The following is a 25129-nucleotide window of genomic DNA, read 5'->3' as shown; positions in this document are numbered from 1 at the left end:
AAATAATCCGCCCGAACTTTGCATGTGCAAATCATGCAGGTCACCAACCCCTCTATAAATGCAGGTAACATGCCTCGCTTTGCAGCCACTCGGCCTGACCATGTCCGCGACTTCCCGTTTCCCCACTCTGCCTTATCTCTTCGCCTGCCTGCTCGGGCTGTTTGCCCTCGGTGGCTTCTGGTACGGCCTCGGCCAACCGGTGATTCTGCCGGATGCGGCGACGCCGACGCACAAGCTGCAGTGCGCCTCGTACACACCGTTCGATAAAGACCAATCACCGTTCGACGTGCCATTCAAACTGCGCCCGGAGCGCATGGACGCCGACCTCGCGTTGCTGGCGACTCGCTTTGAGTGCATTCGTACCTATTCGATGACGGGCCTTGAGGCGCTGCCGGATCTGGCGCGTAAACATGGTCTGAAATTGATGATCGGCGCATGGGTCAACAGCAACCCGGTAGACACCGAGAAAGAAGTCGACCTGCTGATCGCCTCGGCCAACGCCAACCCGGACGTGGTCAGTGCAGTGATCGTCGGTAACGAAGCGCTGCTGCGCAAGGAAGTCACCGGCGCGCAACTGGTCCGGTTGTTCAACAAGGTCAAGAGCCAGATCAAGCAACCGGTCACCTACGCCGATGTCTGGGAGTTCTGGCTCAAGCATCCGGCAGTCGCGCCGGCAGTGGACTTCCTGACCATCCATTTGCTGCCGTACTGGGAAGATGATCCATCGAACATCGATGCCGCCCTGCAACATGTCGCGGATGTGCGCCAAGTGTTCGGCAACAAGTTCGCACCGAAAGACGTGATGATCGGTGAAACCGGCTGGCCGAGCGAAGGCCGCCAGCGCGAGACCGCCCTGCCGAGTCGGGTCAACGAGGCCAAATTCATTCGTGGTTTTGTCGCGATGGCCGAGAAGGAGGGCTGGCATTACAACCTGATCGAAGCGTTTGACCAGCCGTGGAAGCGCGGCAGTGAAGGCGCGGTCGGCGGTTACTGGGGGCTGTTCGACGCGGATCGTCAGGACAAAGGCGTGCTCGCCGGGCCGGTGACCAACGTGCCGTACTGGAAGGAATGGCTGGCGGTCGGTGGTTTGATTTTTCTTGGCACACTGATGCTCGGCGGTCGCGTTCGCACGACGCGCTCGGCGCTGGTGTTGCCGCTGCTGGGCGCCCTCGCCGCCTGCTCGATTGGCGCCTGGGGTGATCTGGCGCGGGTGACTACGCGATTTGCCAGTGAGTGGCTATGGGTCGGTTTACTGACCGCGTTGAATCTGTTGGTGTTGGCGCACGCAGCATTGACGTTGAGCCCGCGCACTGGCTGGCGTGAACGGGCGTTCAATCTGCTGGAGCGTCGCGCCGGCTGGCTGGTCGCGGCGGCAGGTTTTGCCGCTGCGGTGATGATGCTGGAGATGGTGTTCGATCCGCGTTATCGCAGCTTTGCGAGCATGGCGTTTGTGCTGCCGGCGCTGGTTTATCTGTGTCGCCCGGTGAGTGTGCCGCGCCGGGAAATTGCCCTGCTGACGTTTATTGTCGGCGCGGGGATTGCGCCACAGTTGTATCAGGAAGGTTTGCAGAATCAGCAGGCGTGGGGCTGGGCGCTGGTGAGTGTGTTGATGGTGGCTGCTTTGTGGCGCTGCCTGCGCGTTCACAAGATTTAATATTCATCGACTGAAATGCCCAATCGCGAGCAGGCTCACTCCTACAGTTTGGAATGCGTTCCCCTTGTAGGAGTGAGCCTGCTCGCGATAGCTGACGATCAGACGCTGCGGGACTTACGGACCAACCGCAACCCGGCAATCACCAACGCAAACACCGCCAACGTGGTGTTGTACAACGCCAGTGCCGGCACCCCAAACACCAGCGCCAGCACCGCCAGCCACCACCCTGCCCGCCCGGGCACGACAAAACCGATCAGCGCCGCGCCCAGCGCCGTCCAGCCCAGCACCTTGAAGTGAATCATCAAGCCCAGATTCGAACGCACCTGACATTCCCAGCGGCTGGCCTCATCCACGCAGATGCCCACCCATTTTCCGTCTTCCATAAAGCCATAACGCGCTCCATAACTGGCGGCCAGCCACAACGGCAACAGAACGAGCAGCAAAATCACGGGCAAGCGGCGGGACATGAAACACTCCAATCTTCGGGAATCGGCGGCCAGCTTAATCTGCCGCCAGCCGTTCGCAAGAACTAACAACTGTTAACTGTTCATTCAGTCGGTGCAAAGTGTATCGTCCAGCTACTATTACTCCGAATTCTGCCTGTTTGGTGCCGCAGCATGGCACTTTGGCGCAACCCCGGTGGTCATAGCCTGCGAACTTCATTCGGCACCTTCCTCTAAGGGATCTAGTCATGCTCCGTTCCTTGCGCTTCGCCGCGCTGTTCAGCGGCCTTATTTTGAGTGCGTCCGCACTGGCGGTGGATATCGATGCCGCCAGCTATGGCTACCCGCTGACCAATCCGTTCGAGGCGACCATCGCCACGACCCCGCCCGATTTACGCCCGGAGCTGCCGCTGGACGACGACATCAATCAGTCGGACCGCAGCCTGACGTTGCGCCCCGAGCGAGAGTTCATCCTGCCAGACAACTTCTGGGCGGTGAAAAAGCTCACCTACCGCATCGCCACCCAGGACAAACCGGCACCGCTGATCTTCCTGATCGCCGGCACGGGCGCACGCTATGACAGCACGCTCAACGAATACCTGAAAAAGCTTTACTACAAGGCCGGCTACCACGTCGTGCAGTTGTCGTCGCCGACCAGTTTCGACTTCATCAGCGCTGCCTCGCGTTTCGCCACCCCGGGCGTGACCAAGGAAGACGCCGAAGACATGTACCGGGTGATGCAGGCTGTACGGGCGCAGAATCCGAAACTGCCGGTGACCGAGTATTACCTGACCGGTTACAGCCTCGGTGCTCTGGATGCCGCGTTCGTCGCGCATCTGGACGAGACGCGCCGCAGCTTCAACTTCAAGAAAGTCCTGCTGCTCAACCCGCCGGTCAACCTTTACACCTCGGTCACCAACCTCGACAAACTGGTGCAAACCGAAGTTAAAGGCATCAACACCAGCACGACATTCTATGAGCTGGTGCTGTCCAAGCTGACTCGCTACTTCCAGCAGAAAGGCTACATCGACCTCAATGACGCGCTGCTCTACGACTTCCAGCAGTCCAAGCAACACCTGACCAACGAACAGATGGCGATGTTGATTGGCACCTCGTTCCGTTTCTCGGCAGCCGACATTGCGTTCACCTCGGACCTGATCAACCGTCGCGGCCTGATCACCCCGCCGAAATTCCCGATCACCGAAGGCACCAGCCTCACGCCGTTCCTCAAGCGTGCGCTGCAATGCGATTTCGATTGCTACCTGACCGATCAAGTGATCCCGATGTGGCGTGCGCGCACCGACGGCGGCAGCCTGCTGCAACTGATCGATCAGGTCAGCCTGTATGCGCTGAAGGATTATCTGCATGACAGCCCGAAAATCGCCGTGATGCACAACGCCGATGACGTGATCCTCGGCCCGGGCGACCTCGGTTTCCTGCGCAAGACCTTCGGTGATCGCCTGACCGTTTACCCACTGGGCGGCCACTGCGGCAACCTTAACTACCGCGTCAACAGCGACGCCATGCTGGAGTTCTTCCGTGGCTAAATATCTCCTGCTGATTGCAGCGCTTCTCTGCGCAGGCGTGGCCCAGGCCGACAACAGCAAAGCTAACGCGCCCGTCGTGGTCGACAGCGACGGCTTCAAGGAGCCGCTGTCCAAACTCAAATTCAACCCGGGGCTGGATCAGCGCGAGTTCGAGCGCTCGACGCTCAACGCGCTGAACGTCTACGACCCGCTGGAATCGTGGAACCGCCGGGTTTACCACTTCAACTATCGCTTCGACCAATGGGTGTTCCTGCCGGTGGTCGATGGCTACCGTTACATCACACCCAGCTTTTTGCGCACGGGCGTGAGCAACTTCTTCAACAACCTCGGTGACGTGCCAAACCTGGTCAACAGCCTGTTGCAGTTCAAGGGCCAGCGTTCGATGGAAACCACCGCGCGCCTGCTGCTCAACACCACCATCGGCATCGCCGGTCTGTGGGATCCGGCCACCGCCATGGGCCTGCCGCGTCAGAGCGAAGACTTCGGTCAGACGTTGGGCTTCTATGGGGTGCCGGGGGGTGCGTATTTCGTGCTGCCGATCTTCGGCCCGTCGAACATCCGCGATACCGCAGGTCTGGCCGTGGATTACACCACCGAATCGGCGATCAACTTCCTCAACGTCTCGGAAGTCAGCTCCAACCATCCGGAAGTCTGGGCCCTGCGTGCGGTCGACAAGCGTTATCAGACCAGTTTCCGTTATGGCCAGATGAACTCGCCGTTCGAGTACGAGAAAGTGCGTTACGTGTACACCGAAGCGCGCAAGTTGCAGATCGCCGAGTAATTCCGACAGGCACAAAAAAGGGCCATTCGATGCGAGTCGAATGGCCCTTTTTCATGGCATCACACAGATCAAATTGTAGGAGTGAACCTGCTCGCGATGGCGGTGTGTCAGGCGACACTTATGAGGCGGATACACCGCTATCGCGAGCAGGCTCACTCCTACAAGGGTTTTGTGTTGAATGTCAGTTTTTCAGGGCTTTCCAGATTTTGCCGACGACAGAAACCACCGCCAACACCACCGCACCGGCAATAATCCCCGCCACGCCATTGAGCAACATCGGCACCGCAAACCCGACACTGCCGGCCGCCGCGCCAACACCTTCAATCCAGTGATGAATCACCGGCACGCCGTGGGTGAGAATGCCGCCACCGACCAGGAACATCGCTGCCGTACCGACCACCGACAAGGTTTTCATCATGTACGGTGCGGCGCTGAGGATGGCGCTGCCGACTTTCTTCGCGAACTGCCCAGGTTTTTGCGTCAGCCACAGACCGAGATCGTCGAGCTTGACGATGCCCGCCACCAGACCATAAACGCCGACAGTCATGACGATGGCGATACCAGACATCACAATCACTTGCTGCGTCAACGATGCATCCGCCACGGTGCCCAAGGTGATCGCGATAATCTCTGCCGAGAGGATAAAGTCAGTGCGGATCGCGCCTTTGATCTTGTCCTTCTCGAATGCCACCAGATCGGTCGCCGGATCAGCAACTGCTTCAGTCAGTTGCGCATGTTCGGCCTCGTCTTCAGCCTTGCTGTGCAGAAATTTGTGCGCAAGCTTCTCGAAACCTTCGAAACACAGGTACGCACCACCGACCATCAACAGCGGCGTCACCAGCCACGGCACGAACGCACTGATCGCCAGCGCAGAGGGCACCAGAATCAGTTTGTTGACGAACGAGCCTTTGGCTACAGCCCAGACCACGGGAATTTCCCGCTCGGCACGTACACCGGAGACCTGCTGGGCGTTGAGCGCCAGATCGTCGCCGAGCACGCCGGCAGTCTTCTTGGCGGCCATTTTGCTCATCAACGCCACGTCGTCCAGCACGGTGGCAATATCGTCGACCAGCACCAGCAAACTGCTTCCTGCCATGAATCCTGTTTCCTTTTATGTATGAATGTTGCGAAGCATAACGCGACCTTAGACCACGCGGGGCATTCTTGAGCGTCGCGCGAGGCCGGTGCTACCATGCGCAACCGCCAGAACAGGCAAGGAACCACCGGGTTTATGAGCACAATCCGCGAGCGTAACAAAGAACTGATCCTGCGTGCCGCCAGTGAGGAGTTTGCCGACAAGGGCTTCGCTGCGACCAAAACCAGCGACATCGCCGCCAAGGCGGGATTGCCCAAGCCCAACGTTTACTACTACTTCAAGTCCAAGGAAAACCTCTACCGCGAGGTGCTGGAAAGCATCATCGTGCCGATTTTGCAGGCCTCGACCCCGTTCAACCCGGACGGCGTGCCAAGCGAAGTGCTGAGTGGCTACATCCGCTCGAAGATCCGCATCTCCCGCGACCTGCCCTTCGCCTCGAAAGTATTCGCCAGCGAAATCATGCACGGCGCCCCGCACCTGAGCGCCGACCTGGTCGAGCAGCTCAACGGCCAGGCCAAGCACAACATCGACTGTATCCAGAGCTGGATCGACCGCGGGCAAATAGCCCCGATCGACCCCAACCACCTGATGTTCAGCATCTGGGCCGCAACCCAGACCTACGCCGACTTCGACTGGCAGATTTCTGCGGTCACGGGTAAGGACAAGCTGGACGAGGCGGATTATGAAGCGGCGGCGCAGACGATTATCCGGTTGGTGTTGAAGGGGTGTGAGCCGGACTGAAACACCGCGGTGACTGCTTCGCGAGCAGGCTCGCTCCCACATTGGATCTGTGGCGTTCACAAATCCCCTGTGGGAGCGAGCCTGCTCGCGAATGGCGGCAACACAGAATAACGCTCAAACCCAAATCGCATCCCACAGCGGATAGTCGCCAAGCTTCTCCACCAGCCCGGCCCGCAACGGGTTGGCCACGACATATCGCGCCATTTTCACCAAATCGTCTTCCCGCCTCAGCGCGCGGTCATGAAACCCTCTCTGCCAGAGAACGCTGTTTCCACCGGAAGCTTGCCTGACGGCCTTGGTACTCAGCGATTTGGTTTTTTGCATCACCTCACTCAATGAACCTCGTCGCAATTCAATCAGCCAATGGAAATGATCTGGCATCACTACCCAGGCTAATGAGTTCACCAGCCCCGAATCTTGCGCGTGTCGAAATTGATCAGCGACCAGTTTTCCCAAGGCAAAATCCGTGAAAATCGGCTTTCGTTGATAAGTGGTGCTGGTTAACAGATAGATTCGACTGACTTCGGTATAGCGCCCGACTCGCAATTTATGTGCAGCAGGTAGATCCGGCATTCCTTTGCCCTCTGTGATCAGGTCATGAAAAGGCTAGTACCGGGAAAGACAAATGGAGCGGTCAACTGTTGGCTGGATGTGTCTGGTAGATAGCAATCGCGAGCAGGCTCACTCCTACAGGGGATCTGGGGTGTTCATACATTTTGTGTCTGAACAAAAATTCCTGTAGGAGTGAGCCTGCTCGCGATAGCGGTTATTCAATCAACGCAGATTCAAGCAGCCCCCCCCGCATCCGCCCTCAACTCCAGCGCCTCCACCGCCCTGATCGCCACCTGCTCATCAATATCCGACAAATCCCCGCTAATCCCGATCGCGCCCAGCACATTCCCCGCCTGATCCCGAATCAACACACCACCCGGCGCCGGCACGACGCTGCCCTGGCCCATGCTGTTGAGCGCGGCAATAAACGCCGGGCGTTGTTGTGCGTCCAGTGCGAGCAGGCGCGAGCCTTTACCGAGGGCGATGGCGCCCCAGGCTTTGCCAATGGCGATATTCGGACGCAGCAGGCTGGCGCCGTCTTCGCGTTGCAGGGCGATCAGGTGGCCGCCGGTATCGAGTACCGCGATGGTCAGCGGCGCGGCGTTGATGCCGCGCCCTGCATTGATGGCTTCGTTGACCAGGTTGACTGCGACTTTCAAGGTTAAAGCGCTCATGGTGCCGTTCTCATTTTGTTATAGGGAAAGTCGTGGGCCTGCGGTTTTCTGCCGCAGGCCGATGCAACAAATAGAACACAATGAGTTATTTTTTTGTATACAATAATTCTCGAAAAGCGCCACATGCGACGAAAAGCCACAGTCAGACAGGCTTCCGACGAATGAAACAGGCGCTTGAGAAAATGGATTGACCTGCGCCGTCCGCCGTGAATACAATCTGCGCAAAGCCACTTGTATACAATTACAAAACGTAAAGAGGCACAAAACCATGAGCAAAATGAGAGCAATCGAAGCCGCCGTTCTGGTGATGCGCCGTGAAGGGGTTGATACCGCTTTTGGCATCCCGGGCGCTGCCATCAACCCGCTGTACTCCGCCTTGCAGAAAGTCGGTGGCATCGATCACGTCCTTGCTCGCCACGTTGAAGGCGCCTCGCACATGGCCGAGGGCTACACCCGCACCAAGGCCGGCAACATCGGCGTGTGCATCGGTACTTCCGGCCCTGCCGGTACCGACATGGTCACCGGGCTCTACAGCGCCTCGGCCGACTCGATTCCAATCCTCTGCATCACCGGCCAGGCACCCCGCGCCCGTATGCACAAGGAAGACTTCCAGGCTGTCGACATCACCAGCATCGTCAAGCCAGTGACCAAGTGGGCGACCACTGTTCTGGAACCGGGCCAAGTGCCGTACGCGTTCCAGAAAGCGTTTTTTGAAATGCGCTCCGGCCGCCCAGGCCCGGTGCTGATCGATCTGCCGTTCGACGTGCAGATGGCCGAAATCGAATTCGACATCGACGCTTACCAGCCGCTGCCATTGGCCAAACCGACCGCGACCCGCGTTCAGGTCGAAAAGGCTCTGGCTTTGCTGGATCAGGCTGAACGTCCACTGCTGGTTGCCGGCGGCGGCATCATCAACGCCGACGCCAGCGATCTGCTGGTTGAATTCGCTGAACTGACCGGCATCCCGGTGATCCCGACCCTGATGGGCTGGGGCACCATCCCTGACGATCACCCGTTGATGGTCGGCATGGTTGGTTTGCAGACTTCGCACCGTTACGGCAACGCGACCATGCTGAAATCCGACGTGGTGTTGGGGATCGGTAACCGTTGGGCCAACCGTCACACCGGTTCGGTTGACGTTTACACCGAAGGCCGCAAGTTCATTCACGTCGACATCGAAGGCACGCAGATCGGTCGTGTGTTCACGCCGGATCTGGGCATCGTTTCCGACGCCGCTGCAGCACTGACCGTGTTCATCGAAGTGGCCCGTGAATGGCAAGCCGCCGGCAAGCTGAAAAACCGCAGTGCCTGGCTGCAAGACTGCCAGCAGCGCAAAGCCAGCCTGCATCGCAAAACCCACTTCGATAACGTGCCGGTCAAACCACAGCGCGTTTACGAAGAAATGAACCAGGTGTTCGGCAAGGACACCTGCTACGTCAGCACCATTGGTCTGTCGCAGATTGCCGGCGCGCAGTTCCTGCACGTCTACAAGCCGCGTCACTGGATCAACTGTGGCCAGGCAGGCCCGTTGGGCTGGACCATTCCGGCAGCGCTGGGCGTGGTGAAGGCCGATCCGAACCGTAAAGTCGTGGCCCTGTCGGGGGACTATGACTTCCAGTTCATGATCGAAGAACTGGCGGTCGGCGCTCAGTTCAAACTGCCGTACATCCACGTCGTGGTGAACAACTCGTACCTGGGTCTGATCCGTCAGGCCCAGCGCGGGTTCGAAATGGACTACTGCGTGCAGCTGTCCTTCGATAACCTGAACGCGCCGGAACTCAACGGTTACGGTGTTGACCACGTCGCAGTGGCTGAAGGCCTCGGCTGTAAGGCACTGCGTGTGTTCGAACCCTCGGAAATCGCCCCTGCCCTGCGCAAGGCCGAACAGATGATCGAAGAGTTCAAGGTGCCGGTGATCGTCGAGATCATTCTGGAGCGTGTGACCAACATCTCCATGGGTACCGAGATCAACGCCGTCAACGAATTCGAAGACCTGGCGCTGGTCGGCAACGATGCGCCAACGGCGATTTCGCTGCTTGATTAACTGCTGACCGCTGATCGTTCCCACGCTCTGCGTGGGAACGCAGCCCGGGACGCTCTGCGTCCCAAAGCGGACGCAGAGCGTCCATTGAGGCATTCCCACGCAGAGCGTGGGAACGAGAATCTAGAACGGGAGACCACCATGCCGCGTTTCGCAGCCAACCTGTCCATGCTGTTCACCGAACAGGATTTCCTTGCCCGTTTCGACGCCGCCGCCAAGGCTGGTTTCAGCGGTGTCGAGTACCTGTTCCCGTACGACTTCAGCTCCGCCGAAATCAAGGCCAAGCTCGATGCCAACGGTCTGACCCAAGTGCTGTTCAACCTGCCGGCCGGTGACTGGGCCAAGGGCGAACGCGGTATCGCGTGCTTGCCGGATCGTGTCGAAGAGTTCCGCGCCGGTGTCGATCTGGCCATCGCTTACGCACAAGTGCTGGGCAACACCCAGATCAACTGCCTGGCCGGTATCCGTCCGCAAGGCGTAGACGATGCCACCGTGGAAAAGACCTTCGTCGCCAACCTGAAATACGCCGCCGACAAGCTGCAGGCAGCGGGCATCAAACTGGTGATGGAAGCGATCAACACCCGCGACATCCCGGGCTTCTACCTGAACAACACGGCGCAAGCCCTGTCGATTCGCGAACAGGTCGGCAGCGCCAATCTGTTCCTGCAATACGACATCTATCACATGCAGATCATGGAAGGCGATCTGGCCCGCACCCTGCAATCGCACCTGGGCGAGATCAACCATGTGCAGCTCGCGGACAACCCTGGGCGTAACGAACCAGGCACCGGTGAAATCAACTACCGCTTCCTGTTCGAACACCTCGATCGCATCGGTTATCAGGGTTGGGTCGGCTGTGAATACAAGCCGCTGACCACCACCGAAGCAGGCCTGGGCTGGCTGAAAACCCACAACGCAATCTGACTTACACATGACCCTGTAGGAGCTGCCGAAGGCTGCGATCTTTTGATCTTGACCTTCAAAAGCAAAGTCAAAAGATCGCAGCCTTCGGCAGCTCCTACGGCTGTTTATAAAAACAAGAGGATTTTCTCATGGCTAAAATCGGATTTATCGGCACCGGCATCATGGGCCACCCAATGGCTTCGAACCTGCAGAAAGCCGGTCACAGCCTGTTCCTGTCGGCGCACCACGACGCCGCCCCTGCTGACCTGGTTGCCGCTGGCGCCGTCGCCCTGGCCAACCCGCGCGAAGTCGCGCAGGAAGCAGAATTCATCATCGTCATGGTCCCGGATACCCCACAGGTCGACGACGTACTGTTCCGCGCCGACGGCGTTGCCGCAGGTCTGAGCAAAGGCAAAATCGTCATCGACATGAGCTCGATCTCGCCGACCGCTACCAAAGCGTTCGCGGCGAAGATCAACGAGAAAGGCGCGCAATACCTCGACGCACCGGTATCCGGTGGTGAAGTCGGCGCCAAAGCCGCGACCCTGAGCATCATGATCGGTGGCGACGCCGATGCCTTTGAACGCGCATTGCCGCTGTTCCAGGCCATGGGCAAGAACATCACCCTGGTCGGTGGCAATGGCGACGGTCAAACCGCCAAAGTCGCGAACCAGATCATCGTCGCGCTGAACATTCAGGCCGTGGCTGAAGCCCTGCTGTTCGCTTCGAAAAACGGTGCCGATCCAGCCAAGGTGCGTGAAGCACTGATGGGCGGTTTCGCGTCCTCGAAGATCCTTGAAGTGCACGGCGAGCGCATGATCAAAGGCACCTTCGATCCAGGCTTCCGCATCAGCCTGCACCAGAAGGACCTGAACCTGGCCCTGCAAGGCGCCAAGGAGCTGAACATCAACCTGCCGAACACCGCCAACGCCCAGCAAGTGTTCAGCACCTGCGCGGCCATCGGTGGCAGCAACTGGGACCACTCGGCGCTGATCAAAGGTCTGGAGCACATGGCCAACTTCTCGATTCGCGACAACAAATAAGCCCTGCCCCGTCGCTCGTTCCCACGCTCCGCGTGGGAATGCAGCCCGGGACGCTCCGCGTCCCTGCCGAAGCAGACGCAGAGCGTCCATTGAGGCATTCCCACGCAGAGCGTGGGAACGATCATCAGCATTAACCAAGAACAATAAGATTGGGAGCCCGCCATGTCGGTCGATCCGCAACAACTGCTGCGCGAGCTGTTTGCCACAGCCATCGACGCGGCCCATCCGAACCAGGTCCTCGAAACCCATCTGCCTGCCGATCGCAGCGGCCGGGTGATCGTCATCGGTGCCGGCAAAGCCGCCGCCGCGATGGCGCAAGTGGTCGAGCGTTGCTGGGAAGGTGAAGTGTCTGGCCTGGTGGTGACCCGTTACGGTCACGGCGCCCCGTGCGAAAAAATCGAAGTGGTCGAAGCCGCACATCCGGTGCCGGACGCTGCCGGTCTGGCCGTGGCCAAACGCGTGCTCGAACTGGTCAGCAACCTGAGCGAAGACGACCGCGTGATCTTCCTGCTCTCCGGTGGCGGCTCTGCCCTGCTGGCGTTGCCGGCCGAAGGCATCACCCTCGCTGACAAGCAGTCGATCAACAAAGCCCTGCTGAAATCCGGCGCGACCATCGGCGAGATGAACTGCGTGCGCAAGCACCTCTCGGCGATCAAGGGCGGCCGTCTCGGCAAGGCTTGCTGGCCTGCCACTGTCTACACCTACGCGATTTCCGATGTACCGGGCGACCTCGCCACGGTCATCGCTTCCGGCCCGACCGTGGCCGACCCAAGCACTTCCGCTGAAGCGCTGGCGATCATCAAACGCTACGGCATCGAGATCCCCGCTTCCGTGCGCAACTGGCTGCAAAGCCCTGAGTCGGAAACCGTCAAACCCGGCGATCCATCCTTGGCGCGCAGCCACTTCCAGTTGATCGCCCGTCCTCAGCAATCCCTGGACGCTGCTGCGGTGAAATGCCGTCAGGCCGGGTTCAGCACGCTGATCCTCGGCGACCTCGAAGGCGAATCCCGTGAAGTGGCGAAAGTCCACGCCGGCATCGCCCGCCAGATCATCCATCACGGTCAGCCATTGGCAGCGCCGTGCGTGATTCTCTCCGGCGGCGAAACCACCGTGACCGTGCGCGGCAATGGCCGTGGCGGGCGCAACGCCGAATTTCTCCTGAGCCTCACCGACAGCCTCAAGGGCCAGCCCGGCGTCTATGCGCTGGCCGGTGACACCGACGGCATCGACGGCTCGGAAGACAACGCCGGCGCGATCATGACCCCGGACAGCTACGCCCGCGCCGCCGCCCTCGGTTTGAGCGCCAGCGACGAGCTGGATAACAACAACGGCTACGGCTATTTCGAGGCGCTCGATGCGCTGATCGTCACCGAGCCGACCCGCACCAACGTCAACGACTTCCGCGCCATTCTGATCCTTGAGAGCTGCAAATCATGACGCCTGATAAAAAGGTCAAAATCCTCGCCACCCTTGGGCCTGCCGTCGACGGCATTGAAGACATCCGTGAGCTGGTCGAGGCCGGGGTAAATATCTTCCGCCTGAACTTCAGCCACGGCGATCACGCCGACCACGCCAAGCGCTATCAGTGGATCCGCGAAGTCGAGCGCCAGCTCAACTACCCGCTGGGCATTCTGATGGACTTGCAGGGGCCGAAACTGCGCGTCGGCAAGTTCGCCGACGGCAAGGTGCAACTGCATCGTGGGCAGGCGTTCCGTCTGGATCTGGACGCGACGCCGGGCGATGAACGCCGGGTAAATCTGCCGCATCCGGAAATCATCGCGGCGCTGGAAGCGGGCATGGATCTGCTGCTCGACGACGGCAAACTGCGTCTGCGCGTGGTCACCAAGTACGACGATGCGATCGATACCACCGTGCTCAATGGCGGCGAACTGTCGGATCGCAAAGGCGTCAACGTGCCGCAAGCGGTGCTCGACCTCAGCCCGCTGACCGCCAAGGATCGCCGCGATCTGAGCTTCGGTCTGGAGCTGGGTGTGGACTGGGTCGCGCTGTCGTTCGTGCAGCGCCCGCAGGACATCATCGAAGCCCGCGCACTGATCGGCGACAAAGCCTTTTTGATGGCGAAAATCGAGAAGCCGTCGGCCGTTGAGCAACTGCGTGAAATCGCTGAATTGAGCGACGCGATCATGGTGGCTCGCGGTGACCTCGGCGTCGAAGTGCCGGCCGAAAGCGTGCCGCAGATTCAGAAAAACATCATCACTACCTGCCGCGAACTGGGCAAACCGGTGGTGGTGGCAACGCAAATGCTTGAGTCGATGCGCTTCTCCCCTGCTCCGACCCGCGCTGAGGTGACGGACGTTGCCAACGCCGTGGCCGAAGGTGCCGATGCGGTGATGCTGTCGGCGGAAACCGCCTCCGGCGAGTACCCGCTGGAAGCCGTGCAGATGATGAGCAAGATCATTCGCCAGGTTGAGAACGGTCCGGATTATCAGACCCAGCTCGACGTCAGTCGGCCGAAAGCCGAGGCAACCGTTTCCGATGCCATCAGTTGCGCGATCCGGCGCATCAGCAACGTGCTGCCGGTGGCGGTGCTGGTCAACTACAGCGAGTCGGGAACGTCGAGCTTGCGTGCAGCGCGGGAGCGGCCGAAAGCGCCGATCCTCAACCTGACGCCGAACCTGCAAACCGCACGCCGTTTGAGCGTGGCGTGGGGGATTCACTCGGTGGTCAACGATCGCCTGCGTCAGGTCGACGAAGTCTGCTCGACCGCGCTGGAAATCGCCCAGGCGCAGGGTATGGCCGAGCGCGGTGACACGCTGCTGATCACTGCCGGCGTGCCGTTCGGCCAGCCGGGCTCGACTAACTCGCTGCGGATCGAAACATTGATTTAAGCCCCCCACCATGATCGTTCCCACGCTCTGCGTGGGAATGCGGCCCGGGACGCTCTGCGTCCCAAGAGCAGACGCAGAGCGTCCTTTGAGGCATTCCCACGCAGAGCGTGGGAACGATCAGTATCGAATGACCTGCCATGCCTGCCAATCATTTCAACACCCACTGCCCCGACTGGGCCGAGGCTTTGCTCAACGGCTTCAGTCAAATATTCCTCCAGCGCCATCCGCTGTGCGGCCTGCTGTGTCTGTTGGCGATCCTGCTGACCGCGCCGGTGCTGTTCGCCGGAGCGCTGCTCGGTGCCGTCGCCGGATTGCTCACCGCGCAACGGCGCAACTACGCCAAGGCTGATCGCCAGGCCGGGCTGTTCAGCTACAACGGCATTTTGCTTGGCCTGTTGCTGAGCCTGTATTTCCCGTGGTCGCCGCTGCTGCCACCGCTGATTCTCGCCGCTGGCGGCTTGAGCGCGATGGTCACGCAGCAATGGCTGAAACATGTGTACAGCAGCCGCTCCATACCGGCCTACACCTCGCCGTTCGTGGCCATGAGCTGGGTATTGCTGCTGTTTGCCGAACCTTCGGCACCGATAGCGCAGATCGAGATGAATACGGTCAATCTGCTCGCTGCCGAACTACGCGGTTTGGGCCAAGTGATGTTCCTCGGTCATCCGCTGGCCGGCGCGCTGATTGCTGCCGGATTGCTGATCGCTGATCGTCGCGCGTTTTGCTGGGCGATGCTGGCTTCTGCAATCGGCCTCGCCTCCAGCCTGCTGCATCACGAAACCAGCTCCGCTTTGCTCGGTCTCGGCAGCTACAACGCCGTGCTCGCCGCCCTCGCCTTCTCCTCGCAACGCCAACAACCGTGGCTGCCGCTACTCGGCATCGTGCTGGCGCTGCTGGTCACTCCGCTATTTGCTGCCGTCGGCCTCGCCACTCTGACCGCGCCATTCATCCTCGCTTGCTGGCTGATCCGCGCCGGTATTCAGATGCTCGGCAAAGCCTCGGTCGACAACGCGTCTTGCGCTCACGGGGAGAATCAACCTAGGCTGCGCTGATCTTCGATTCAGGCGTTATCCATGGACAGCAGCAACAGTTGGCGCGAACGGCTTTACGTGATGATTTTCCAGAGCGACACCCGCGCCGGGCGTCGCTTCGACGGCATCCTGCTGTTGATCATCCTCGCCAGTCTGGTGATCGTGATGCTCGACAGTATCGACAGCATTCACCAGAACTACGCGAACGTGCTGGCCTACATCGAGTGGGGCTTCACGATCATCTTTCTCGGCGAGTACATCCTGCGCCTGTACTGCTCGCCCAAGCCGTTGCGCTACGCCTTCAGCTTTTACGGGCTGGTGGATTTGCTGGCGATCGTGCCGGGCATCCTCGCCCTGTATTACAGCGATGCGCAGTATCTGCTGATTATCCGGATCATTCGGATGTTGCGGATTTTCCGTGTGCTCAAGCTCAGCCCGTACCTCAAGCAAGCCAATTACTTGATGTCGGCGCTGCGTGGCAGCAAGCAGAAGATCGTCGTGTTTCTGGTCAGCGTCTGCACCCTGGTGACGGTGTTCGGCACCTTGATGTACGTGATCGAAGGCCCGGAGCATGGTTTCACCAGCATTCCCAAAGGCATCTATTGGGCGATCGTCACGCTGACCACGGTGGGCTTCGGCGACATCGTGCCGAAGACCCCGCTGGGTCAGGTAATTTCGTCACTGGTGATGATCACCGGTTACTCGATCATCGCCGTGCCGACGGGGATTTTCACCGCCGAACTGGCCAACGCCATGCGCGGTGAACAGCTGCAACACGACTGCCCGGTGTGCAAGAAAAACAGCCATGAACACGGCGCGGCATTTTGCTCGCGATGTGGCAATGCGTTGTTCAAGAAATTGGAATAAGCAAAGAGCTTTTAAATCTTTAAACGACTATGCGCGCCCCGTTATAGTCAGTGGCAATTGAATATCACCCCCTGCTCCTACACAGATAAAACAAGGAATGCGCAGTGAAAAAACTCTTTGGCGCCTCACTTCTCGCCGCCGGCCTGGCCTTGGCCAACATCGCCCAGGCAGCCCCGACGCTGCTCAACGTTTCCTACGACGTGATGCGCGATTTCTACAAGGACTACAACACTGCGTTCCAGAAACACTGGCAAGCCGAGCACAACGAAAACATCACCGTACAGATGTCCTTCGGCGGCTCGAGCAAGCAAGCGCGTTCGGTGATCGATGGCCTGCCGGCTGACGTCATTACGATGAACATGGCCACCGACATCAACGCCCTCGCCGACAACGGCAAACTGGTCCCGGAGAATTGGGTCACGCGTCTGCCGAACAACAGCGCACCGTTCACTTCGGCCACCGTGTTTATCGTCCGCAAAGGCAACCCGAAAGCCCTGAAAGACTGGCCGGATCTGCTCAAGGATGGCGTGCAAGTGATCGTGCCAAACCCGAAAACCTCGGGTAATGGCCGCTACACCTACCTGTCGGCCTGGGGTTATGTGCTGAAGAACGGTGGCGACGAAAACAAGGCCAAGGACTTCGTCGGCAAACTGTTCAAGCAAGCGCCAGTGCTGGATACCGGTGGCCGTGCGGCGACCACCACATTCATGACCAACCAGATCGGCGACGTGCTGGTGACCTTCGAAAACGAAGCGGAAATGATTGCCCGCGAGTTTGGTCGTGATCAGTTTGAAGTGATCTACCCGAGTGTTTCGGCTGAGGCTGAGCCGCCGGTGTCTGTGGTCGACAAAGTGGTCGACAAAAAAGGTTCGCGTGCGGCGGCGGATGAGTACCTGAAGTACCTGTGGTCGCCGCAAGGTCAGGAGATTGCCGCGGCAAACTACCTGCGTCCGCGTGATCCGGCGGTACTGGCGAAGTACACCGATCGCTTCCCGAAAGTTGATTTCCTCTCGGTGGAGAAGACCTTTGGTGACTGGCGTACGGTGCAGAAGACTCACTTCAATGATGGTGGGGTTTTCGATCAGATCTATAGCGGGCAGTAAGGTTTAAGCAGGTATGAAAGGGCGACCCACTAAGGTCGCCTTTTTTTGTGGCCGCTTTACCCTCACCCCAGCCCTCTCCCAGAGGGAGAGGGGGCCAACCGAGGTGTCTGGCGAGTTACATCGACCTGAAAGACCTTATCGATTATGGATTCACCACAGCACGTTCAGGTCGGCGTACCTCTCATGCATCCCCCAATCAGTCCCCTCTCCCTCCGGGAGAGGGTTAGGGTGAGGGGCTTTTACATCGGTGGCGTCACCCCATCCTTCCCCGCAGAAATCGACTGCGCCGTCAGCGTGCCATCCGCACTCTGCGTGACGAACATAACGATCTTCACCCCAACCTTCAGCAAGCTCCGATCCCCCGGCATCAAATTAACGATCGGCACATCCTCCGGCACCAGGATTTTCTGCTGCCCGCCCTTGTAGTTCACCGTCAGCACCCGCCCGTTGCTCACCACCAGATCGCCGACACTGCCATTGGTCATGCTGCTGCCCTTGGCCAGGTCGAACGGTCGATGCCCGTCACCGCTGCCCGCCAGCTCCGGCGGAAACACATGCACCTCCAGCGCCTTGAGCGTGCCGTCCTCTTGCGGCATCGCCGCCGAACCGATGTAGCTGCCGGGTTTGATGTCTTCGATATCGGCCAGGGTGACCGCGCGAATTTTGGTGTCGCCGGTCAGCTGAATCACCACGTTCTCGCCGCTGTTGACGTGGACTTTCAGGCTGTCGGTATTGACCCCGGTGATCTCTCCGCGCACACCGATGCGCATCCCCGGAGCATCGGCTGCCTGCACGCTCGTCGCGCCGAGCAGGGTGATCAAGACAATCGTTGCGGTGTGGCGAAGCTGCTGACGAAACATTGCAATCCTCCGGTCATCAATGTTGAACAAGCCCGATGCAAACATAAGCACGCTATCGAACAGGATGTAAGTGAATGTATCATTGACCCGCAACGGTCGGACGCAAGGCCCGCCGATGGATGACACGCCGCTAGCACCCGGCCATTCCGCAACGGAATAACTGATATCAATCGCCGGCGCCTTCTGCCCTTGCGGATTAACCCTTAGCCTCATCGCATTCCCTTTCGCTGGATCGAGAAACCTTATGACCACCACCACTCACGCAATGACCCGAGGCATGGTGCTGCTGTTCGCCTTCTGCTGCGGCGCGATCGTTGCCAACATCTACTACGCACAGCCGATCATCGGCCTGATCGCGCCGGACATCGGTCTCTCCGACACCATGGCCAGCTTCATCGTCTCGCTGACGCAGATCGGTTATGCGCTGGGCCTGTTCTTCCTCGTGCCACTGGGCGATCTACTGGAAAACCGCCGGTTGATGATCATCACCACGGTGGTGGCGATTGCCAGCCTGTTGGCGGCGGCGTTTACCGATCAGCCGAATGTGTTTCTGCTGATCTCGTTGTTGGTCGGTTTTAGCTCGGTGTCGGTACAGATCCTGATTCCACTGGCGGCGCATCTGGCACCGGAAGAATCCCGTGGCCGGGTGGTTGGCGGGATCATGGGCGGCTTGCTGCTGGGCATTTTGTTGGCGCGGCCGGTTTCTAGCGTGGTTGCCGACCACTTGGGCTGGCGGGCGATGTTCATGATTGCCGCCGCACTGATGGCGGCGATCAGCGTGGTGCTCGCGTTGACCGTGCCCAAGCGCAAGCCGGATCACAGCGCCACGTATGGTCAGTTGATCGGTTCGCTGTGGACGTTGCTGCGCCAGCAACCGGTACTGCGCCAACGGGCGTTTTACCAAGGCTGCATGTTCGCCACGTTCAGCCTGTTCTGGACTGCCGTGCCGTTGGAACTGGCACGCAACCATGGCCTGTCACAAAGCGAAATCGCCATCTTCGCCCTGGTCGGCGCCATCGGTGCCATCGCCGCACCGATCAGCGGACGCCTGGCCGACGCCGGCCACACTCGCATCGCTTCGCTGCTGGCCATGCTGTTCGCCAGCCTGAGCTTCCTGCCCGCCTTCATTCACCCGGCTTACAGCGTCATCGGCCTGGCCGTGACCGGCGTGGTGCTCGATTTCTGCGTGCAGATGAACATGGTCCTCGGTCAGCGCGCCGTCTACTCGCTGGACGCGAAAAGCCGTGGCCGTTTGAACGCGCTGTACATGACCAGCATCTTCATCGGCGGCGCCTTCGGCTCATCGGTGGCCAGTGCGGTGTATGAGCATGGCGGCTGGTTGTGGATCGTGATTGTGGGCAGTTTGTTTCCGCTGCTGGCGTTGTTGCGGTTTTTGAGTGCTTCGCAGCGCAGTTCATTGGCAACGGCGTAAGGCCGCAAAAGCTTCGCGAGCAGGCTCGCTCCCACAGGTTATTCATTGAGCCTGGGGGAGCGATGAGGCTTAATATCGAACCAGCTTTTCCATCGCCGCATCCGCCAGAAAGGAGGAGCGGCTTTTGACGTTGTGCTCGCGCACATAACGATCGATGCGCTGAATCACGTAACCGGGCAGCGTTACGTTGACCTTCTCGGTCTTGCCGAGATAGGGCGAAATGTCCAGCTCAAGCATGCCCCAGCCCATATCGGCAAATTCGGGATTACTGCGATGAGCGGATGCCGAAGTCGGCATAGGAATCGACTCCCCGTCCGCCGCAATCTCCTGCAGCATGATGTGGGCGACTTCAACCGCCGCCTTGTAGGCATCTTCAAAGCTATCCCCTGCTGTAACGGCGCCGGGAATATCGGGGATCTGAATACCGATGGCGGTATTTTCGTCACCCCACTCGATGCAGATTGGATATTGCATTATGGATCTCCTTCGAAACTGGCTGGCGGGTTGTACAACCCGGCACGCCTCCTGATGCTTTTGACCGTCCCCAGCGGCAAATCCTTTTTCGGGTGAGGGACGGGAATCGTGTACGGGTTGTATCGGTGAGTGAAGATGTGATGACTGCCGGTGATCCGATCCAGCGCCCAGCCAGCCTCCTCCAGCTCCTTGATCAATTGCCTGCTTTGTACCAATCGCCTCCTTGGCTTGGCCCTTTAAAAATAACCCTAGAGTTATCTTTACTCAAGCACAGAAATCCAGAGAGCGACGTCCGGTTGTTTTACAGAGTGTGATTGAAACGCTAGACCCTGAGCTTTGCGCAGCACCTCCTTGAGCAATTCCTGTGCGAACCCAACAGGCACACAGCAAAACGGCGATCCAAAGATCGCCGTTTTCATTTACTGCCCAAACTGCTTGCCCAACCCCGGTGGCACGCCGTGGATGTTGGTGTCTTCCCACGGGCCATTGGGGCTGACGGAGCGGCTCCAACCGTTGTTCCAGCGGTAGTAGGTGCGCTGGCGGTAGAAGGTATTGGTCTGGTCGTCGAGGACGTAGACGCCGAGTTTCTGGTCCCAGTGGCTGTTGCCGCCCGGTGGTGGGGCGAAGCTGGCTGAAGTGCGCGGGACGGGTTTTGCCGGTTTCGCCGGAATACTTTTGCCAGGCGTCGGTGAGGTCGACGGGGTCGGGCTCGGTTGTGACGGCGGAATCGGCGGCAGGTTGGTCGTCGGTTCCGGTCGTTGCACCGCACATGCACTCAAGCCCAGGGCCAGTGTGAGGACTGTGATTCGGGCGATGGTGTGCATGGCGGTGCTTTCCTGTTGTGTCCGGCTATTTGTCCGGGCTGTCGATGGTCAGTTTTTGTAGCGCAGTGGTGCTGCTGGCCAGAGGGCCGCTGCGACCGACCCACTCACCGGCGGTCGGTTGACCAGCCCGTGAGATGCGCGCAACCAGTTGGACTTCAGGGAAGTTCGACAGTTTCAACTGCGGCATCATTGCGTCGGCATCGCCCAGTTCGACGGTCACCGGCAAATCGGCCACGGTCAGACGTTTGGCCGCCAACGGTGCCGGTGGGCCGGAGGTGGCGCGGGCAAAGATGAACACGCTGTCACCCGGTTGCACTTTGCTTCTGAGTTCGCTGGCCAGATCGACGCTGACTTTCAACAGCGCGGCTTTCGCGGCTACGGGTGCCTGAGCGACTTTGCCGCCACTGCTTTCCAGGCGCTCGGCGGCGCGTTTGATCCCGCCCTGCAACGCGGCGCGGGAGCTATCCTCCGGCGGCAATTGCGCAAGCAAGCGGTTCCAGTAATTGATGGCCTCCTGATAACGCTCGCCTTCAAACGCAGCGATGCCGAGCAGACCGAGGCTGGTGACTTCTTTCGGATCAGCCTTCAGCGCTTCGTCGGTCAGCGCCTGAATCTTTGCCGACCATTTTTTGCCGTCGGCGAAGTACTGCGCCTGCGCCCACTGGCCAAGCAGTTCCGGCTGACGACCGGCAAGATTGGCAGCGCGTTCGAACATCTTCGCCGCGTCCGCCGGGCGCTCTTGCGCCATGTAAGTACGGCCGAGAAAGTACAAGCCTTCCGCAGAGTCCGGTTGCGCCGCGACGGCACGTTCCAGACGCTGGGTCATCTCTTCCATCGACTGCGGTGCCTGGGCGAATTCGCGGGTCAGCTCGACCTTGTCGGCAGCACCGAAGTGCATATACAGGCCCAGACCCAACACCGGCACCAGCACTGCCGCCAACAGCGGCAACGGTTTGCCCAGTCGGGAAACCCGTGGCGCGGCGACACCTTCGGTATCCGCCAGCAACTCACGTGCTGCCTCGGCACGACCGCTGTCCATTTGCGCAGCGTCGAGTACGCCTTCAGCCTGTTGCGACTGCAACTCGGCGACACGCTCCTGATACAGCGCGACGTTCAGGGCAGTACGATCCTCTTCACGCTGGGCGCGACGCTCACGCAGCACCGGGATCAGCAGGAAACTCAGGGCGACCAGAAGCAACAGCCCTGCGGCAAGCCAGAAATCAATCATTCTTGGTTTTTATCCAACAGTTGGTCGAGGCGCTGACGCTCTTCGCTGGACAGCGCTTGCGGAGTCTCGGCACGCTGGCCGCGACGACGGCGGACGATCACCGCGATCACCACGACACCGCCGAGCAGCAGCCCGGCCGGGCCGAACCACAGCAACGCCGTTTTGGCATTGAGCGCCGGTTTGTAGCGGACGAAATCACCGTAGCGATCAACCATGAAATCGATGATCTGCTGGTTGTCCTTGCCCTCGCCGAGCATGCGGAAAATCTCTTTGCGCAAGTCCGCGGCAATCGGCGCGTTGGAGTCGGCGATGTCCTGGTTCTGGCACTTGGGGCAGCGCAGTTCCTTGGTCAGTTCGCGGAAACGCTCGCGATCACCTTCTTTGGCGAACTCGTAGGTGTCGATGGCGGCATGGGCAACACCGACCAGACTCAAACCCAATACCAGCGCAGCCATAAAGCGCTTCATGGCTTGGCCTCATCGACCAGCGCCTGATACTTCGCGGCGAGTTTTTCGCGCCAGACCTGCTCGTCGATCACGCCGACATACTTGTCGCGGATGATGCCCTTGGCGTCGATGAAAAACGTTTCCGGCGCACCGTAGACGCCGAGATTCAGGCCCAGCGAGCCTTCGTCGTCGCGGATGTCCAGCGCATACGGATTATGGAATTCGGCCAGCCATTTCAAGGCATCGGCGTTGGTGTCCTTGTAGTTGATGCCGTAGATCACCACGCCACGCTCGGCGAGCTTGTTCAGCACCGGATGCTCGACCCGGCAGGAAATGCACCAGGTGCCCCAGACGTTGACCAGCGCCGGTTTGCCGAGAATGTCAGCCTTGGTCAGGCTCTTGTCGCCCTGCACGTTTGGCAGGGAAAACTCCGGGAACGGCTTGTTGATCATCGCCGACGGCAACTCCGCCGGATCGAGGTACAGACCGCGATAAAGAAATACCGCCACCAGCAGGAAAATCGCCAATGGCACCAGCATCAACCAACGTCTCATGCCGCCGCTCCCGTCATGCCCAGCGCTTCACGCACCTTGGCTTTTACCTTGACCCGATACCGTCGATCCAGCGCTGCCAGCAAACCACCGAACCCGGTGAGCAAACCGCCGAACCAGATCCAGCGCACGAACGGTTTGACGTGCACCCGCACCGCCCACGCGCCGTTGTCCAGCGGTTCGCCGAGGGCAACGTAGAGGTCGCGGGTGAAACCGGCGTCGATCCCGGCTTCGGTCATCACCGAGTTCTGCACGGTGTACAAACGTTTTTCCGGGTGCAGAACACTGATTTCCTTGCCGGCGCGGATCACCCGAATGGTGCCTTTATCAGAGGTGAAGTTCGGCCCTTCGAAGTGCTTGGCGCCTTCGAAGACGAAGTGATAACCGGCCAGGTCCATCGACTCGCCCGGCGCCAGACGCAAGTCGCGTTCGGCACTGTTCTGACTCGACAACACTACGCCCAGCGCGCACACGGCGATGCCGAGGTGCGCGATCTGCATGCCCCAATAACTGCGGGTCAGCGTTGGCAAACCTTTGATCAGGCCTTTGTGGCGAGTCTTGTCGACAATGTCACGCACACCGGCGAGCAACACCCACGCGGCGAGCAGGAAAGTCGCGATCACCGCCCAGTTGAAATCGCCGTAAGCGACACCGGCCACCACCGCCAGCGCGACGCTGCCAAGCAGCACTGGCGTGAGCATGCTGCCCAGCCATTTCACCGGGGTGTCCTTCCAACGAACGATCACGCCGACCGCCATGACCGTCATCAGTAACGCCATCAATGGAATGAACAGCGCATTGAAGTACGGCGGGCCGACCGACATCTTCGCGCCGCTGAGGGCATCGAGAATCAGCGGGTACAGCGTGCCGAGCAGAATCATCGACGCGGCCACGACAAGCACCAGGTTGTTGCCCAGCAGCAGGGTTTCCCGCGACCACAGGTTGAAGCCGACCTGACTTTTCACCACTGGCGCACGCAGGGCGAACAGCGTCAGCGAGCCGCCAACCACGAACAACAGGAAGATCAGGATGAACACGCCGCGCTCAGGATCGGAAGCAAACGCGTGCACCGAAGTCAGTACGCCGGAACGCACCAGGAAAGTCCCAAGCAGGCTCAGCGAAAACGCGGCAATCGCCAGCAACACCGTCCAGCTCTTGAACACGCCACGTTTTTCCGTGACCGCCAGCGAGTGGATCAGCGCGGTGCCGACCAGCCAAGGCATAAAGGAAGCGTTTTCCACCGGGTCCCAGAACCACCAGCCGCCCCAGCCGAGTTCGTAGTACGCCCACCACGAACCGAGGGTGATGCCGATGCCGAGGAAGGCCCAGGCGACGATGGTCCAAGGACGCGACCAGCGTGCCCACGCGGCATCCAGTCGACCGCCCATCAACGCCGCAATGGCGAAGGCGAACGCCACCGAAAAGCCGACGTACCCCATGTACAACATCGGCGGGTGAACGATCAGGCCGATATCTTGCAGCAGCGGATTGAGGTCAGCGCCGTTGCTGGGCATCTGCGGCAGGATGCGTTTGAACGGGTTGGACGTCAGGATCAGGAACAGCAGGAAACCGGTGCTGATCATGCCCATCACCGCCAGAACGCGGGCGAGCATCACCTGCGGCAACTGGCGTGAGAATACCGACACGGCGAAGGTCCAGCCGCCGAGAATCAGCGCCCACAGTAGCAACGACCCTTCGTGGGCACCCCACACCGCGCTGAATTTGTAATACCACGGCAACGCGGTGTTGGAGTTGTTTGCCACGTAGGCGACGGAGAAGTCATCGGTCATGAACGCGTAGGTCAGAATACCAAATGCAAACAGCAAAAAAGCAAACTGCCCCCACGCCGCCGGCTGGGCCAGACTCATCCAGAAACGGTCACCGCGCCAGGCGCCAATCAATGGCACCACGGCCTGCACCAGCGCGAAACACAGCGCCAGAATCATCGCCAGATGGCCGAGCTCAGGAATAAAAATTGCCGACGTCATC

At 59.8% G+C, this 25129-nt stretch carries 25 protein-coding genes; 13 read left to right on the top strand and 12 right to left on the bottom strand.

Annotation, left to right across the window (positions count from 1 at the left end; translation table 11 throughout):
* The first annotated feature begins 58 nt into the window (after window positions 1–58).
* Window positions 59–1654: a glycosyl hydrolase family 17 protein gene (locus tag PspS49_RS08485; protein WP_160038821.1), complete on the top strand. Its 1596-nt coding sequence runs from the start codon at window positions 59–61 to the stop codon at window positions 1652–1654.
* Between the two features lie 98 nt (window positions 1655–1752).
* Here the strand turns inward: PspS49_RS08485 and PspS49_RS08480 are convergent, their stop codons facing one another.
* Window positions 1753–2121, bottom strand: a complete 369-nt coding sequence (locus PspS49_RS08480; RefSeq protein WP_077571702.1) for a hypothetical protein — start codon at window positions 2119–2121, stop codon at window positions 1753–1755.
* Window positions 2122–2345: 224 nt separating this feature from the next.
* On the opposite strand from PspS49_RS08480, the gene PspS49_RS08475 reads away from it, so the two are divergent.
* Together PspS49_RS08475 and PspS49_RS08470 are read left to right on the top strand one after the other, a co-directional pair.
* On the top strand, window positions 2346–3644 hold the full coding sequence (locus tag PspS49_RS08475; protein WP_034151543.1) for a serine/threonine protein kinase: 1299 nt from the start codon (window positions 2346–2348) through the stop codon (window positions 3642–3644).
* The gene (locus tag PspS49_RS08470) at window positions 3637–4425 is read left to right on the top strand and encodes a VacJ family lipoprotein (protein ID WP_127926343.1); all 789 of its coding nucleotides are present in this window, start codon (window positions 3637–3639) and stop codon (window positions 4423–4425) included. Before PspS49_RS08475 ends, PspS49_RS08470 begins: the two co-directional genes overlap by 8 nt.
* Window positions 4426–4606: 181 nt before the next feature.
* Here PspS49_RS08470 and PspS49_RS08465 read toward each other — a convergent pair whose 3' ends face one another.
* Window positions 4607–5521: a DUF808 domain-containing protein gene (locus tag PspS49_RS08465; RefSeq protein WP_160038819.1), complete on the bottom strand. Its 915-nt coding sequence runs from the start codon at window positions 5519–5521 to the stop codon at window positions 4607–4609.
* 135 nt (window positions 5522–5656) lie between these two features.
* Between PspS49_RS08465 and PspS49_RS08460 the strand changes: the two genes are divergently transcribed.
* Window positions 5657–6262 carry a TetR/AcrR family transcriptional regulator gene (locus PspS49_RS08460; RefSeq protein ID WP_007919931.1) on the top strand — a complete coding sequence of 202 codons (606 nt, stop codon included), beginning with the start codon at window positions 5657–5659 and terminating at the stop codon, window positions 6260–6262.
* Window positions 6263–6376: 114 nt separating this feature from the next.
* On the opposite strand, the gene PspS49_RS08455 is transcribed toward PspS49_RS08460, so the two are convergent.
* Complete coding sequence (locus PspS49_RS08455) at window positions 6377–6835, bottom strand: transposase (RefSeq protein WP_150774397.1); 459 nt, start codon at window positions 6833–6835, stop codon at window positions 6377–6379.
* A 212-nt stretch (window positions 6836–7047) separates the two neighbouring features.
* On the bottom strand, window positions 7048–7488 hold the full coding sequence (locus tag PspS49_RS08450; RefSeq protein WP_160038817.1) for a heme-binding protein: 441 nt from the start codon (window positions 7486–7488) through the stop codon (window positions 7048–7050).
* A 268-nt stretch (window positions 7489–7756) separates the two neighbouring features.
* Between PspS49_RS08450 and gcl the strand changes: the two genes are divergently transcribed.
* The 8 genes from gcl (at window position 7757) to PspS49_RS08410 (ending at window position 17325) form a co-directional block, all read left to right on the top strand.
* Window positions 7757–9532, top strand: coding sequence for a glyoxylate carboligase (gcl, locus tag PspS49_RS08445; RefSeq protein ID WP_008083509.1), 1776 nt, complete (start codon window positions 7757–7759; stop codon window positions 9530–9532).
* Window positions 9533–9670: 138 nt separating this feature from the next.
* On the top strand, window positions 9671–10453 hold the full coding sequence (gene hyi, locus PspS49_RS08440) for a hydroxypyruvate isomerase (RefSeq protein WP_077571696.1): 783 nt from the start codon (window positions 9671–9673) through the stop codon (window positions 10451–10453).
* A 128-nt stretch (window positions 10454–10581) separates the two neighbouring features.
* A complete protein-coding gene (locus PspS49_RS08435; RefSeq protein ID WP_007919937.1) occupies window positions 10582–11475 on the top strand; it encodes a 2-hydroxy-3-oxopropionate reductase in 894 nt (297 codons plus the stop codon).
* A gap of 162 nt (window positions 11476–11637) precedes the next feature.
* The gene (locus tag PspS49_RS08430; protein ID WP_160038815.1) at window positions 11638–12912 is read left to right on the top strand and encodes a glycerate kinase; all 1275 of its coding nucleotides are present in this window, start codon (window positions 11638–11640) and stop codon (window positions 12910–12912) included.
* Window positions 12909–14324, top strand: a complete 1416-nt coding sequence (gene pyk, locus PspS49_RS08425; protein ID WP_110720781.1) for a pyruvate kinase — start codon at window positions 12909–12911, stop codon at window positions 14322–14324. The genes PspS49_RS08430 and pyk overlap by 4 nt, the downstream gene beginning before the upstream one ends.
* Window positions 14325–14461: 137 nt before the next feature.
* Window positions 14462–15376: an urea transporter gene (locus tag PspS49_RS08420; RefSeq protein WP_160038813.1), complete on the top strand. Its 915-nt coding sequence runs from the start codon at window positions 14462–14464 to the stop codon at window positions 15374–15376.
* 21 nt (window positions 15377–15397) lie between these two features.
* On the top strand, window positions 15398–16222 hold the full coding sequence (locus PspS49_RS08415; RefSeq protein ID WP_038363916.1) for an ion transporter: 825 nt from the start codon (window positions 15398–15400) through the stop codon (window positions 16220–16222).
* 104 nt (window positions 16223–16326) lie between these two features.
* On the top strand, window positions 16327–17325 hold the full coding sequence (locus tag PspS49_RS08410) for a sulfate ABC transporter substrate-binding protein (RefSeq protein WP_038363913.1): 999 nt from the start codon (window positions 16327–16329) through the stop codon (window positions 17323–17325).
* 239 nt (window positions 17326–17564) lie between these two features.
* Here PspS49_RS08410 and PspS49_RS08405 read toward each other — a convergent pair whose 3' ends face one another.
* Entirely contained in the window at window positions 17565–18185 is a 621-nt protein-coding gene (locus tag PspS49_RS08405) for a DUF5666 domain-containing protein (protein ID WP_160038811.1), read from the bottom strand.
* Between the two features lie 244 nt (window positions 18186–18429).
* Here PspS49_RS08405 and PspS49_RS08400 point away from each other — a divergent pair, with 244 nt between their 5' ends.
* Complete coding sequence (locus PspS49_RS08400; RefSeq protein ID WP_160038809.1) at window positions 18430–19617, top strand: MFS transporter; 1188 nt, start codon at window positions 18430–18432, stop codon at window positions 19615–19617.
* Between the two features lie 69 nt (window positions 19618–19686).
* Here PspS49_RS08400 and PspS49_RS08395 read toward each other — a convergent pair whose 3' ends face one another.
* The 7 genes from PspS49_RS08395 to PspS49_RS08365 all read right to left on the bottom strand — a co-directional run bounded on the left by PspS49_RS08395 (window position 19687) and on the right by PspS49_RS08365 (window position 25128).
* Window positions 19687–20091: a type II toxin-antitoxin system HicB family antitoxin gene (locus PspS49_RS08395; protein ID WP_123374656.1), complete on the bottom strand. Its 405-nt coding sequence runs from the start codon at window positions 20089–20091 to the stop codon at window positions 19687–19689.
* Window positions 20091–20306, bottom strand: coding sequence for a type II toxin-antitoxin system HicA family toxin (locus PspS49_RS08390; RefSeq protein WP_127926334.1), 216 nt, complete (start codon window positions 20304–20306; stop codon window positions 20091–20093). Before PspS49_RS08390 ends, PspS49_RS08395 begins: the two co-directional genes overlap by 1 nt.
* Before the next feature lie 204 nt (window positions 20307–20510).
* Window positions 20511–20915, bottom strand: coding sequence for a hypothetical protein (locus tag PspS49_RS08385; RefSeq protein WP_016987493.1), 405 nt, complete (start codon window positions 20913–20915; stop codon window positions 20511–20513).
* 25 nt (window positions 20916–20940) lie between these two features.
* Window positions 20941–22143 carry a c-type cytochrome biogenesis protein CcmI gene (gene ccmI, locus PspS49_RS08380; RefSeq protein ID WP_150752212.1) on the bottom strand — a complete coding sequence of 401 codons (1203 nt, stop codon included), beginning with the start codon at window positions 22141–22143 and terminating at the stop codon, window positions 20941–20943.
* Complete coding sequence (locus tag PspS49_RS08375) at window positions 22140–22610, bottom strand: cytochrome c-type biogenesis protein (RefSeq protein WP_160038807.1); 471 nt, start codon at window positions 22608–22610, stop codon at window positions 22140–22142. The genes ccmI and PspS49_RS08375 overlap by 4 nt, the downstream gene beginning before the upstream one ends.
* Complete coding sequence (locus PspS49_RS08370; protein ID WP_007919961.1) at window positions 22607–23143, bottom strand: DsbE family thiol:disulfide interchange protein; 537 nt, start codon at window positions 23141–23143, stop codon at window positions 22607–22609. Before PspS49_RS08370 ends, PspS49_RS08375 begins: the two co-directional genes overlap by 4 nt.
* Window positions 23140–25128 (bottom strand): heme lyase CcmF/NrfE family subunit, encoded by a 1989-nt coding sequence (locus PspS49_RS08365; RefSeq protein ID WP_160038805.1) that lies wholly within the window; start codon window positions 25126–25128, stop codon window positions 23140–23142. Before PspS49_RS08365 ends, PspS49_RS08370 begins: the two co-directional genes overlap by 4 nt.
* Window position 25129 lies beyond the last annotated feature (1 nt).

The organism is Pseudomonas sp. S49 (assembly GCF_009866785.1).
Lineage (GTDB): Bacteria > Pseudomonadota > Gammaproteobacteria > Pseudomonadales > Pseudomonadaceae > Aquipseudomonas.
The sequence above is the reverse complement of the archived record's forward strand: the minus strand, read 5'-3'. Positions and strand labels throughout refer to the sequence as shown.

Excerpts from the sequence above, each read along its gene's own strand:
- PspS49_RS08370 (WP_007919961.1), bottom strand. The coding sequence starts at position 23,143 with ATGAGACGTTGGTTGATGCTGGTGCCATTGGCGATTTTCCTGCTGGTG.
- PspS49_RS08475 (WP_034151543.1), top strand. The coding sequence starts at position 2,346 with ATGCTCCGTTCCTTGCGCTTCGCCGCGCTGTTCAGCGGCCTTATTTTG.
- PspS49_RS08485 (WP_160038821.1), top strand. The coding sequence starts at position 59 with ATGCAGGTAACATGCCTCGCTTTGCAGCCACTCGGCCTGACCATGTCC.
- PspS49_RS08480 (WP_077571702.1), bottom strand. The coding sequence starts at position 2,121 with ATGTCCCGCCGCTTGCCCGTGATTTTGCTGCTCGTTCTGTTGCCGTTG.
- PspS49_RS08455 (WP_150774397.1), bottom strand. The coding sequence starts at position 6,835 with ATGCCGGATCTACCTGCTGCACATAAATTGCGAGTCGGGCGCTATACC.
- PspS49_RS08430 (WP_160038815.1), top strand. The coding sequence starts at position 11,638 with ATGTCGGTCGATCCGCAACAACTGCTGCGCGAGCTGTTTGCCACAGCC.
- PspS49_RS08450 (WP_160038817.1), bottom strand. The coding sequence starts at position 7,488 with ATGAGCGCTTTAACCTTGAAAGTCGCAGTCAACCTGGTCAACGAAGCC.
- PspS49_RS08465 (WP_160038819.1), bottom strand. The coding sequence starts at position 5,521 with ATGGCAGGAAGCAGTTTGCTGGTGCTGGTCGACGATATTGCCACCGTG.
- PspS49_RS08460 (WP_007919931.1), top strand. The coding sequence starts at position 5,657 with ATGAGCACAATCCGCGAGCGTAACAAAGAACTGATCCTGCGTGCCGCC.
- gcl (WP_008083509.1), top strand. The coding sequence starts at position 7,757 with ATGAGCAAAATGAGAGCAATCGAAGCCGCCGTTCTGGTGATGCGCCGT.
- PspS49_RS08415 (WP_038363916.1), top strand. The coding sequence starts at position 15,398 with ATGGACAGCAGCAACAGTTGGCGCGAACGGCTTTACGTGATGATTTTC.
- PspS49_RS08420 (WP_160038813.1), top strand. The coding sequence starts at position 14,462 with ATGCCTGCCAATCATTTCAACACCCACTGCCCCGACTGGGCCGAGGCT.
- PspS49_RS08435 (WP_007919937.1), top strand. The coding sequence starts at position 10,582 with ATGGCTAAAATCGGATTTATCGGCACCGGCATCATGGGCCACCCAATG.
- ccmI (WP_150752212.1), bottom strand. The coding sequence starts at position 22,143 with ATGATTGATTTCTGGCTTGCCGCAGGGCTGTTGCTTCTGGTCGCCCTG.
- hyi (WP_077571696.1), top strand. The coding sequence starts at position 9,671 with ATGCCGCGTTTCGCAGCCAACCTGTCCATGCTGTTCACCGAACAGGAT.
- PspS49_RS08365 (WP_160038805.1), bottom strand. The coding sequence starts at position 25,128 with ATGACGTCGGCAATTTTTATTCCTGAGCTCGGCCATCTGGCGATGATT.
- PspS49_RS08385 (WP_016987493.1), bottom strand. The coding sequence starts at position 20,915 with ATGCACACCATCGCCCGAATCACAGTCCTCACACTGGCCCTGGGCTTG.
- PspS49_RS08375 (WP_160038807.1), bottom strand. The coding sequence starts at position 22,610 with ATGAAGCGCTTTATGGCTGCGCTGGTATTGGGTTTGAGTCTGGTCGGT.
- PspS49_RS08400 (WP_160038809.1), top strand. The coding sequence starts at position 18,430 with ATGACCACCACCACTCACGCAATGACCCGAGGCATGGTGCTGCTGTTC.
- PspS49_RS08395 (WP_123374656.1), bottom strand. The coding sequence starts at position 20,091 with ATGCAATATCCAATCTGCATCGAGTGGGGTGACGAAAATACCGCCATC.
- pyk (WP_110720781.1), top strand. The coding sequence starts at position 12,909 with ATGACGCCTGATAAAAAGGTCAAAATCCTCGCCACCCTTGGGCCTGCC.
- PspS49_RS08405 (WP_160038811.1), bottom strand. The coding sequence starts at position 18,185 with ATGTTTCGTCAGCAGCTTCGCCACACCGCAACGATTGTCTTGATCACC.